General features: G+C 70.7%; 10 protein-coding genes and 1 pseudogene. 7 read left to right on the forward strand and 4 right to left on the reverse strand.

Annotated elements, in window-relative coordinates:
* Positions 1-123: 123 nt before the first annotated feature.
* Positions 124-981, reverse strand: a complete 858-nt coding sequence (locus tag KBY19_RS34425; protein WP_099885345.1) for an SAM-dependent methyltransferase — start codon at positions 979-981, stop codon at positions 124-126.
* 192 nt (positions 982-1,173) lie between these two features.
* On the reverse strand, positions 1,174-1,605 hold the full coding sequence (locus KBY19_RS34430) for an ATP-binding protein (RefSeq protein WP_221507024.1): 432 nt from the start codon (positions 1,603-1,605) through the stop codon (positions 1,174-1,176).
* Positions 1,606-1,967: 362 nt separating this feature from the next.
* On the opposite strand from KBY19_RS34430, the gene KBY19_RS34435 reads away from it, so the two are divergent.
* The 5 genes from KBY19_RS34435 to KBY19_RS34455 all read left to right on the forward strand — a co-directional run bounded on the left by KBY19_RS34435 (position 1,968) and on the right by KBY19_RS34455 (position 6,774).
* Positions 1,968-2,825, forward strand: a complete 858-nt coding sequence (locus tag KBY19_RS34435) for a helix-turn-helix transcriptional regulator (protein WP_099885343.1) — start codon at positions 1,968-1,970, stop codon at positions 2,823-2,825.
* Between the two features lie 3 nt (positions 2,826-2,828).
* Positions 2,829-3,089 carry a DUF397 domain-containing protein gene (locus KBY19_RS34440; RefSeq protein WP_099885342.1) on the forward strand — a complete coding sequence of 87 codons (261 nt, stop codon included), beginning with the start codon at positions 2,829-2,831 and terminating at the stop codon, positions 3,087-3,089.
* A 41-nt stretch (positions 3,090-3,130) separates the two neighbouring features.
* The gene (locus KBY19_RS34445) at positions 3,131-3,955 is read left to right on the forward strand and encodes an SAM-dependent methyltransferase (RefSeq protein WP_099885341.1); all 825 of its coding nucleotides are present in this window, start codon (positions 3,131-3,133) and stop codon (positions 3,953-3,955) included.
* Positions 3,956-3,995: 40 nt separating this feature from the next.
* Positions 3,996-4,817 (forward strand): SAM-dependent methyltransferase, encoded by an 822-nt coding sequence (locus tag KBY19_RS34450; protein ID WP_210967412.1) that lies wholly within the window; start codon positions 3,996-3,998, stop codon positions 4,815-4,817.
* 121 nt (positions 4,818-4,938) lie between these two features.
* A complete protein-coding gene (locus KBY19_RS34455) occupies positions 4,939-6,774 on the forward strand; it encodes an acyl-CoA dehydrogenase (RefSeq protein WP_185018581.1) in 1,836 nt (611 codons plus the stop codon).
* A gap of 68 nt (positions 6,775-6,842) precedes the next feature.
* On the opposite strand, the gene KBY19_RS34460 is transcribed toward KBY19_RS34455, so the two are convergent.
* Positions 6,843-8,393 (reverse strand): FAD-dependent oxidoreductase, encoded by a 1,551-nt coding sequence (locus KBY19_RS34460; protein ID WP_099885338.1) that lies wholly within the window; start codon positions 8,391-8,393, stop codon positions 6,843-6,845.
* A 229-nt stretch (positions 8,394-8,622) separates the two neighbouring features.
* Here KBY19_RS34460 and KBY19_RS34465 point away from each other — a divergent pair, with 229 nt between their 5' ends.
* Both KBY19_RS34465 and KBY19_RS34470 read left to right on the forward strand, forming a co-directional pair.
* On the forward strand, positions 8,623-9,387 hold the full coding sequence (locus tag KBY19_RS34465; RefSeq protein ID WP_099885337.1) for a DUF6227 family protein: 765 nt from the start codon (positions 8,623-8,625) through the stop codon (positions 9,385-9,387).
* A 47-nt stretch (positions 9,388-9,434) separates the two neighbouring features.
* Positions 9,435-10,724: a transglycosylase family protein gene (locus tag KBY19_RS34470; RefSeq protein ID WP_210967413.1), complete on the forward strand. Its 1,290-nt coding sequence runs from the start codon at positions 9,435-9,437 to the stop codon at positions 10,722-10,724.
* On the opposite strand, the pseudogene KBY19_RS34475 reads toward KBY19_RS34470, so the two are convergent.
* Positions 10,681-10,879, reverse strand: a pseudogene (locus KBY19_RS34475) (ABC transporter ATP-binding protein); the annotation flags it as partial. The gene KBY19_RS34470 and the pseudogene KBY19_RS34475 sit on opposite strands and share 44 nt — an antisense overlap.

Below are 10,879 nucleotides of genomic sequence, written 5' to 3' on the forward strand. Positions count from 1 at the left end.
GTCCGTTGCTGACCGGCAGGAACGGCCGCAGCCGTTCCCACTCGGCATCAGTCAGATCACCCCGCCCCATGTCCACATCAACGACCCGGACACGAAGTAGTCACATGATCGACCGGACAAGTCCTAGCAGCCGCCCGGCTCTCCCTTCGGGGGGCCGGGCCAGGGCTTCCGCGCCACGCCGCCGAACTCGAACCAGGTCTCGTCCTCCAGCTGGCGTGCGCACAGATCGGAGTCGGGGCGCCAGTTGTTGATCTCGACCAGGCCGGGCTCCAGCAGTTCGAGCCCCGCGAAGTACGGTTCGACGTCGTGCGGTTCGCGGACCCGGCCCCAATTGCCGTGGGTGCTGCGGTTCATGAAGTCGGTGACGAAGTCGCGGGTCTCCTTGTCGTGGCTCACCAGCTGGTTGAGCACGACGAAACTGCCGGAGGGGACGTGCTCCAGTGCGCGGCGTACGACGGCGGCCGGGTCGGAGGCGTCGGGGATGCAGTGCATCACCGAGATGAACAACAGCGCGACCGGCTGCGACAGGTCGAGCAGTCCCCGCACCTCGGAACTGTCGAAGATCGTCTCGGTGTCGCGCATGTCGGCCTGGATCACCGCCGTGTTGACGTTCTCCTCCAGCAGTGCCCGGCCGTGGGCCAGCACGATGGGGTCGTTGTCGACGTAGACGACGCGGGCCCGCGGGTCGGTGCGCTGTGCGACCTGGTGGACGTTGTCCTGGGTGGGCAGGCCCGAGCCGTGGTCGAGGAACTGGCGGATGCCGTAGTCCTCCGCCAGGATGCGCACGACCCGCTGCAGGAAGCGGCGGTTGTTGCGGGCGAGGGCGCCGGTGCGCGGCACCTTCTCGTCCAGGGCGGCGACGGCCTCGCGGTCGACCGCGTAGTTGTCCTTGCCGCCCAGATAGTGGTCGTACATCCGGGCCACGCTCGGGACAGTGATGTCCACCACGTGCTCCCCGTCACCGGTTCCGTCTTCCCGCATGTGTGCCCCACTGTGATCACCGGCGCACCGCACGCCGACCGCGCGGGCGCCTGTCTTCGCAGGAAGCATGCCACGGGGATTGCGGCCGGACCAACGCCAAGTCGCTTTCGGGCGTGGGAAATTGACGCGTTGCGTGCACAGACCGGGATGAGCCGGGAGGGTTGCGACGTGCGCCGGGCCGGGGTCAGTCGCTCACAGGGCGCCGGTCGTGCCCAGTTCGGCCCAGACGACGCGGCCGCACCGGGTGCCGTGCGCGGAGACGCCCCAGCGCTGGGCGAGGGCACCCACGAGCTGCAGTCCCCGGCCGTTGACCTCGTCCGGGGTCGCGCTACGGGGCTGGGGGGCACAGTTCTGCGCGCCCTCGTCGGAGACCTCTATGCGCAGACGTTCGCTGTCGAGGTGGATGCGGCACCTTATGCGCACGGTGTCCGTGTGCAGTACGGCATTGGTGACGAACTCGGAGATCACCAGCTGCGCTGTGTGACCGAGCTCCTCGGGAAAGCCCCAGTGCTGCAGCTTGCTGCGCAGCCGGGCGCGGGCGCGGGCCACCGACGCGGTGTGAGCTGGGAGCTCGAATCCCTCCTGACGCGCTTCCTCGGCCGGTGCGGCCGACGGTGCGGTCAAAGAGAGCTGCGCAGGGGGATACGAGGAGGCCACGGGGGAACGCCTTCCGTCTACCTGTGAGGGGAGGGGACGGCTGCCGGGAACTGCTCCGCACAGGGCCGCCCCAGCGGGCCGGCACACCCGTGCGACGACCGGAGGGCATCCGCTGGCCGGCCCTCAGGTGACGCGGGTGATGCTGTGCGGCTCCGGTGCCGGAGCCTCATGAGCTTGGTCACGCTGTTCACTATGCCCAGCATCTTTCACAGATGGCAAGAGGAGTTCTGCAATTCGCAGAATCGCACGGGCAGTATGGCTGCTGCATTGGACGCATGGCACACTGCTGACGCCAGGGTCCACCGGGGAGGCAGTCCAAGGAGGCAGTAGTGGCCGAGGCTCGTTCCGCGCCGACTGTGGGGCAGATAGTGCTCGGTCTACGTCTCCGCGATCTCCGCGAGCGCGCGGGGTGCTCCTTCACGGAGGCCGCGTACGCACTGAGTGTCAACACGACCACGGTGCGTCGCATGGAGAAGGCGGAGGTCGGCCTCAAGCCGCCCTACGTGGAGAAGCTGCTGCGGATGTACGGGCTCTCCGAAGAGGAGACGGCCTCCTTCCTGTCCCTGGTGGACGAGGCCAACCGGCCCGGCTGGTGGCACAGCTTCCGTGACGTGCTGCCGCCCTGGTTCAGCCTCTACGTGAGCCTGGAGGGCGAGGCCAGCCTGATCCGGGCATACGAACCGCACTGCGTCCCCGGACTGCTCCAGACGGAGGAATACGCGCGCGCCCTGCTGCGCACCGGATTCCCCTCCGCCGACGAGGAGGAGCTCGACCGCCGGGTCCAGCTGAGGATGGGGCGCCAGCGGCTCCTCCAGGACCCCGACGCGCCGGTGCTCTGGGCCGTGCTCGACGAACAGGTGCTGCGCCGCCACGTGGGCTCCCCCGCGGTGATGCGCGAGCAGATCGACCGGCTCGTCGAGCTGTCCAAGCAGCAGAACATCACGCTGCAGATCATCCCGTTCACCGCAGGTGCGCACCCCGGCATGTTCGGGCCCTTCCAGCTCTTCCGTTTCGACATCCCGGAGCTCCCGGACATCGTCTACACGGAGGGGCTGACGGGAGCCACGTACCTGGACCAGCGTCCCGACACCGCCGCCTACCTGGAGGTGTTGGACCGCATGGGCGCTCAGGCAGCGCCAGTACCACACACCGAGGCTGTTCTCGGTGAGATCCGCAAGGAGTTTTGAACCATGGGTCATTCAGGCCACCCCCCACACATATACAACGGCATGCCCGCCAAGCACCTCGGCACCGAGGGCTGGCAGAAGCCGTGGAGCGGCACCAACGGCGGCAGCTGCGTCGAAGCGATGAAGCTGGGCGACGGCAGGGTCGCGCTGCGTCAGTCGACCGACCCGGAAGGCCCGGCGCTGATCTACACCACCCACGAGTTCGAGACCTTCCTCCAGGGCGCCAAGCAGGGCGTGGCCGACTTCCTGCTGGCCTCCGACTGACCGCACGCCCCAGCCGTGGACCCGGAGAACGGAGAGGCCGCATGACCGCAGAGGGGAAACTCCCCGGCATAGACACCACCAAGCCGCACTCGGCCCGGATGTACGACTACTACCTCGGGGGCAAGACCCATTACGAGGTGGACGTACAGGCGGCCGAGGCGGTCATCGCGACCGTGCCGTTCGCCGGCGCCATGGCACGCGCCAACCGTGACTTCATGATCCGCGCCACCCGCTGGCTGGCGGCCGAGGCGGGCATCAGGCAGTTCCTGGACATCGGCAGCGGCATCCCGACCGAACCCAACCTCCACCAGGTGGCGCAGTCGGTGGCCCCCGAAGCGCGGGTCGTCTACACCGACAGCGACCCGATCGTGCTGCAGTACGCCCAGGCGCTGCTGCACAGCACACCCGAGGGCCGCACCGCCTACCTCCAGGCGGACGCCGCCAGGCCGGAGTCGATCATCGACTCCGACGAATTGCACGCCACGCTCGACCTCAGCCGGCCGGTGGCCCTCTCGGCCAACGCGCTCTTCCACTTCGTCCCCGACGAGTGGGGCCCGTACAAGATCCTCGCCGGTCTGCTCGACCGACTGCCCTCCGGCAGCTATCTGTGCCTCACCCACACCACCTCGGACATCGACGACCCGGCGCTGGCGGCGCTGGGCCGCCAGGTGGAGGAGATCTACGCGAAGGGCGGCACCACGCTGCGGCTGCGCAGCCGTGCCGAGATCGCCCGCTTCTTCGACGGGCTGGAGCTGGTGGAACCGGGGCTGGTGATGGCGCACGACTGGCGCCCCGAGCCCGGCGCGACCACCGATCTCGAGGAAGGCCGACCCAGCATGATCGCCGGTGTGGCCCGCAAACCCTGAACCGGCGAGGACCACCACCACAGGACCGAGGGGGAACAAGATGTCCGAGCAGGACGCACCATCGATCGACACGGCCAAACCGCACTCCGCGCGTATGTACGACTACTACCTCGGGGGCAAGACGCACTACGAGGCGGACGTGCAGGCTGCCGAGGCGGTGGTCACCAAACTGCCGGAGATCGTGACCGCGGCCCGGGCCAACCGCGACTTCATGATCCGTGTCACCCGCACCCTGGCTGCCGAATACGGGGTGCGGCAGTTCCTGGACATCGGCAGCGGCATCCCGACCGAACCCAACCTCCACCAGGTGGCGCAGTCGGTGGCCCCCGAAGCGCGGGTCGTCTACACCGACAACGATCCGATCGTGCTGCAGTACGCCCAGGCGCTGCTGCACAGCACGCCCGAGGGCCGCACCGCCTATCTGCACGCGGACGTGACCCGGCCCGAGGCCGTGCTGGAGTCGGAGGAGCTGCACAAGACGCTCGATCTGGACCGCCCGGTCGCCGTCTCGGTCAACGCGCTCATGCACTTCATCCCGGACGCGCAGGAGCCCGGACGGATACTGCGGGCGCTGCTCGACCGGCTCGCCCCCGGCAGCTTCCTGTCGCTGAGCCACGGCATCGGGGACGTCCCCGACGAGGAGGGCTCCGAGCGGATCGACGCGGTCGTGGAGATCTACAAGCGGAGCGGCACGGTCCTTGCCCCGCGGAGCCGGGAGCAGGTCGCCGGGTTCTTCGACGGGTTGGAACTGCTCGATCCCGGCGTCACCCAGGTGCATCTGTGGCGTCCCGACACCGACCCGCACGGCGGACTGCCGGAGGGCACCTTGACGCTGTACGCGGGGGTGGCCAGAAAGTCCTGAGCCGGTGGCCCGGCCGCGGAGCCGTTGACAGGGGATTCCCCCGGCGCGACCATAAGCAAGCGCTTAGAAACCGAGCGCTCCATGCTCGCTGCCACGCTGCCCCCGGGGATCGGACCACCTCATGCCCTCACCCTCGCTGCTGCTCTCCCGCCGCGACCTCGACTTCCAGCTCTACGACTGGCTGGACGTCGAGTCGCTGACCCGGCGCGCACGCTACGCCGAGCACTCCAGGGAGACCTTCGACGACGCCCTGGAGCTGAGCGAGCGGATCGCCACCCGCCACTTCGCGACGCACAACAAGAAGAACGACCAGGAGGAGCCCTGGTTCGACGGCGAGCGGGTGCACACCGCCAAGGAGGTGTCCGAGGCGCTGGGGGTGTTCGCCGAGTCGGGCCTGTTGGCGGCAGCCGTGGACGAGGAGTTCGGCGGCATGGGGATGCCGCACACCGTCGCCACCGCCTGCTTCTCCTACTTCCACGCCGCCAACGTCGGCACCTCGGCGTACCCCTTCCTCACCCTCGGCAACGCGCGGCTGCTGTGCGCACACGGGACCCGCGAGCAGATCGACACCTATGTGCGGCCGATGCTCGAAGGGCGCTTCTTCGGCACCATGTGCCTGTCCGAACCGCAGGCCGGATCATCGCTGGCCGACGTCACCACCCGCGCCGAGCGGCAGGAGGACGGCACCTACCGGCTGTTCGGCACCAAGATGTGGATCTCCGGCGGCGACCACGAACTGTCCGAGAACATCGTTCACCTCGTGCTCGCCCGCGTCCCCGGCGGACCGGCGGGCGTCAAGGGGCTCTCGCTGTTCATCGTCCCCAAGTACCTGGTCGAGCCGGACGGCTCGCTCGGTGAGCGCAACGACGTGGTGCCGGCCGGGCTCAACCACAAGATGGGCTACCGGGGCACCACCAACACGCTGCTCAACTTCGGTGAGGGGGCGCGCCACCGCCCCGGCGGAGAACCGGGCGCCGTGGGCCACCTGGTGGGCGAGGAGCACCGCGGACTGGCGTACATGTTCCACATGATGAACGGCGCCCGCATCGGTGTCGGCGCCGGAGCGATGGCGCTGGGCTACACCGGCTATCTCAAGTCCCTCGCCTACGCCCGCGAACGGCCGCAGGGCAGGCCGCTGGCGGCCGGCGGCAAGGACGCGACGGCACCGCAGGTGCCGATCGTCGAGCACGCGGACGTACGCCGGATGCTGCTGGCGCAGAAGTCCTATGTGGAAGGTGCGCTGGGCCTGCTGCTGTACTGCTCGCGGCTGGTGGACGAGCAGCGTTCGGCGGACGCCGAGGAAGACCGGGAGCGGGCCGGACTGCTGCTGGACGTACTGACCCCGATCGCCAAGAGCTGGCCGTCGCAGTGGTGTCTGGAGGCCAACAACCTCGCCATCCAGGTGCACGGCGGCTATGGCTACACCCGCGAGTACGACGTCGAGCAGCACTACCGCGACAACCGCCTCAACCCCATCCACGAGGGCACGCACGGCATCCAGGGCCTCGATCTGCTGGGCCGCAAGGTGGTGCAGGGCGGCGGGGCCGGGCTGCGGGCCCTGGGCGACGCCGTCCACGACACGCTGCGGCGCGCGGAGGCCGCGGGCGGTGAGGCCGCCGAGCTGGCCGGTACGCTGCGCGCCCACTGGGAGCGGGTCACTGCCGTGACCGCACGCCTGTGGGAGGACGGCGACCCCACGGTGGCGCTGGCCAACTCCTCCGTCTACCTGGAGGCTGTCGGCCACGTGGTGGTGGCGTGGATCTGGCTGGGGCAGTTCCTTGCCACGCTCCGCGCGGACACCCGGTCCGACAGTCCCGAGCAGGAGGCGTTCCTGCAGGGCAAGCGGCAGGCGGCACGGTACTTCTTCCGTTCGGAACTGCCGCGTACGGGCCCGCAGTTCGATCTGCTGGCAGCCCTGGAGACCGTCACGCTGGACACCGACCCGGCCTGGCTGTGAGCCGGGCCGCAGGCCGCATGTGAACCGCCGGCCCGCAGGCCGCACGCTTGCCGGGGCCCGGGCGGGGTTCATCCCTCGCCCAGGTCCCGCCGCTCCAAAGGGCGGGTCGCCGGACCCTGTATCACCGATCCGTCCGTACCGAAGCGCGAGCCGTGGCAGGGGCACTCCCACGCCGACTCCGCGTCGTTGAACCGCACCAGGCACCCCAGATGGGTGCAGCGCGGCGAGACGCCACGCAGTTCGCCCTCGGTCGTCCGGTGCACCGCACAGCGCCGCCCCTGCACCCGCACGATGGCGCCGGTGCCCGGCGGGATCTCGTCCACCGAGTCCACATGACTGGGCCGTAGCCGGTCCCCCACGAAACGGCGGGCCACCGCCGACTGGAGGCGCAGCAGCGCGGGCGCCTCCCTGGGCCTGAGCCGGACCGGGTCGTACAGCCGCGCCCACGGCGGCGGCGACTCGCCGGTGAGCTGCGCGGCCAGCAACTGCCCGGCCAGCACGCCCGCACTCATCCCCCAGCCGCCGAAGCCCGCGGCGACATGGACGTGCTGGGTGGCGGCGTGGAAGCGGCCGATGTAGGGCACCCGGTCGGTGGTCTCGTTGTCCTGGGTGGCCCAGCGGTGGGCGAGGCGGGCGTTGGGGAAGCGCTCGTAGGTCCAGGCCGCGAGCCGTTCGTAGCGGGCTCCGACCGAACCGATGCCGGGCATCCCGGGGGTGAACTTCTCCCCCGTGACGATGAGCAGCCGGCGCCCCTCGCCGAACGGGTAGGGCGCGGTACGCACCGAGCGGGTGCCGCGCTCCGGGCACAGATAGGTGCCGCCGGGGTCCTCGTCCTCGGGCAGCAGCGCGGAGATGACCAGCTCCCGGCGCGGCTCCAGCCGGGAGAACATCAGCGCCCTGTCGAAGACCGGGTAGTGGGTGGCCACCACCACGTCGCGGGCGACCACCTCGCCGCCGTTCTCCGTGTCCAGTCGGCACGGATCGCCCTCGTCGAGCCCGACGACGCGGGTGCGCTCGTACAGCAGCCCGCCGTGCCGCCGGATGTCGTCGGCCAGCGCCAGCAGATACTTGCGCGGATGGAACTGCGCCTGGTTCTCGACCCGTACGGCGGCGCGCACCCGGAAGGGCAGCCCGGTCTCGGTGACGAAGGAGGCCGGCAGCCCGGCCTCCGCCGCCGCCTCCGCCTCCGCCCGGACCTCGTCCACGTGATCGGCCGACTCGACGTAGGTGTGGGCCGGTACCCGTTCCAGCTCGCAGTCGACGCCCAACTGCTCGCTGACCGCTGCCACATGGTCGACCGCGCCCTGCTGCGAGAGGGCGTAGTCCCGCGCCTGCTCGGCGCCGCGGTGGGCCCGCAGCCAGCTGTAGATCAGCCCGTGCAGCGCGGAGAGCTTGGCCGTGGTGTGCCCGGTGACGCCGGCCGCCAGCCGGTCGGACTCCAGCACGGCGACGCCGCGCCCCGCGCGGGCCAGCTCCCACGCCACCGAGAGGCCCGCGATACCGCCGCCCACCACGGCCACGTCGACCTCGATCCGGCCGTCGGGCGGCAGCGGTGGGTAGGGCGCTCCCGCGGCCGAGAGCATCCAGTAGGACTCGTATCCGACGGGCAGTGTGGTCACCGCCGCCTCCCTTCGGCCCCGGTTCGTCGTACCTGTGGTTCCCGCTGGCACGCCGCTCACCCCCGCTGATCCTCCGGCATATCGCCTGGATTCGGCTGAAAAAACGCTCCGCGGAAGCGTTTCCGGCAGCGGAATTCCTCCAACTCCTCCCGCACGGCGCTCCGGGGGCGCTACGGTGTGTGCGCGCGGGGACGGTCGGTTGGTTGCTGCACGCCGGGAGGGTTCCGCGATGGGCGACAAAGGACATGCGACGCCTGCTCACCACCTCGAAGAGCTGCTGGCCCGCGCCCAGAACCCGTTCGACGTCCGCGACGAGGTGCTGGCCCGACTACGCAGCGCGGTGATGTTCCAGGTCGAGCTCTACGGCTGGCGGCACCGCAATTCCCCGCCGCCCGAGCTGCGATGCAGCAGTTTCCGCCATGTCTTCCTGCTCGCCGACGGCTCCAGCCTGCTGCTGTGGGAGTTGTGCTACGACAGTCCGGACGGCAGGGGCGAGTTGTACGAGGTGTACGACGACGCCGCAGCGCTGCGCCGCTCCGAACACCGTGTGCACCGCCGGATGGGCGAGGAGGGCGAACCGGAGGGCGCGGGCCGGGCGGCCGTCCCGTTCGACTTCCTGACCGGCGCACCCGGCACCGCCTACCCGCGCCGGGAGTACCCGGAGGGCGACTCGGCCGAGCACGCCCGCAGGCTGCTGCGCCGGGCCGAGAACCAGGACCGGCCGGGCGAGGAGACGCTGCGACTGCTGTCGACAGCGCTCGGCCACCACATCCTGCACGTCCCCGGCCCCCGGGTGCACGCCGGCGACTGCCAGGTGTGGTGCTCGGTCTACGAGCACGCCTTCCTGCTGGCCGACGGCACCGAGGTCAGCCTCTACGAACTGGAGCACAACATGACGGGCAGCGGTCGTCTGGCGTGCGAGGTGTATCTGGACGAGTCCGTGGCCGACCAGGCAGCACACCGCCTCGCACGGGAGCGGGGTTTGGACCTGTAGACCCGGCCACGGTTGTCCGTGGGCCGCCGACCAACGGAGGATGGGCCATGTCCCCTCGTGGACGCCACCGCCGCCCTCAGCAACGCGCCACATCCCGCGTCTCCTTGCAGGTGACGGCGGGCGGCGCCGGATTAGCCATGCCCCTCGTCGGGGCCCATGTCGCCCAGGCGGCGCCCACGGACGTGTGGGAGAAGGTCGCCGCGTGCGAGAGCAGCGGCAACTGGAAGATCAATACCGGTAACGGCTACTACGGCGGTCTCCAGTTCAGCCAGAGCACCTGGGAGGCGTACGGCGGCTCCGCCTACGCCGCCCGGGCCGACCTGGCCACCAGGAGCCAGCAGATCGCGGTCGCCGAGAAGGTGCTCAGGGGCCAGGGGCCGGGCGCCTGGCCCAACTGCGGCCCCCGGGCGGGGCTCTCCCGCGGCGACGCGGCGCCCGGCAGCACGGCAGCGGCCGCCGGGCAGCCGGCCCAAAGATCCCAGGCGCAGCAGCAGGCCCCGAAGGCACCGAAGAAGACCGACCCGGAACGGGACCGGGCCGCCAAGGAGAAGGCGGACCGCGCCAGGGCCGAGCGCAGCAAGAAGCTGACCACCTATCACGTGGTCGGCGGCGACACGCTGTCCGGTATCGCCGACGAGCACCAGGTTGCGGGCGGCTGGCACGCCCTCTACGACACCAACCGCGCCACCATCGGTGACGACCCCGATCTGATCCTGCCCGGCCAGCGCCTGAGCCTGGCCGGCAGCCCGCGGCGGACGGAGCGCGTTCCCTCGCAGCCCACCGCCCCCGAGCGCTCCCGCGAGGCGGACTCCCCGCACAAGCGGGCCCCGCAGAAGCAGAGCCCCCAGAAGAAGGCGCCGCAGCAGAAGACGCCCCACAAGCCGGCGCAGCAGCAGGCGCCCGAACGCAAGACTCCCGAGCGCAAGGCGCCGTCCGCCACCGCGCCCGTGACCGGCGTCGGTCCCAGCACCCCCTATGGCGCCTCGGGCAGCAGTTGGTCCTCCGGGCACCACACCGGCGTCGACTTCCCCGTCGGCACCGGCACCAGCGTCAAGGCGGTCAGCAGCGGCACGGTCGTCTCGGCGGGCTGGGGCGGCGCCTACGGCTACCAGGTGGTGCTGCGGCACCCGGACGGCAAGTACAGCCAGTACGGCCATCTGTCTGCCATCTCCGTGCGCTCCGGGCAGTCCGTGGACACGGGCCAGCGCATCGGCCGCTCCGGTTCGACCGGCAACTCGACCGGTCCGCATCTGCACTTCGAGATCCGTACCGGGCCCGGCTACGGCAGCGACATCAACCCGCTGACGTATCTGCGGGGGCGCGGGGTGCGGATCTGACCTCCTCGCCGTCCCTGCCGCCGACCGCCCCGGCCAGCTCGACCGTGCGGTCGCACCAGCGCTCCAGCAGGGTGCGGTCGTGGCCGACGGCCAGCAGCGCGGCGCCGGAGCGCTGCCGGTAGTCCTCCACCACGGTGACGAGCGCCGCCGTGGTG

It is taken from the genome of Streptomyces sp. B15, assembly GCF_018070605.1.
Lineage (GTDB): Bacteria > Actinomycetota > Actinomycetes > Streptomycetales > Streptomycetaceae > Streptomyces > Streptomyces smyrnaeus.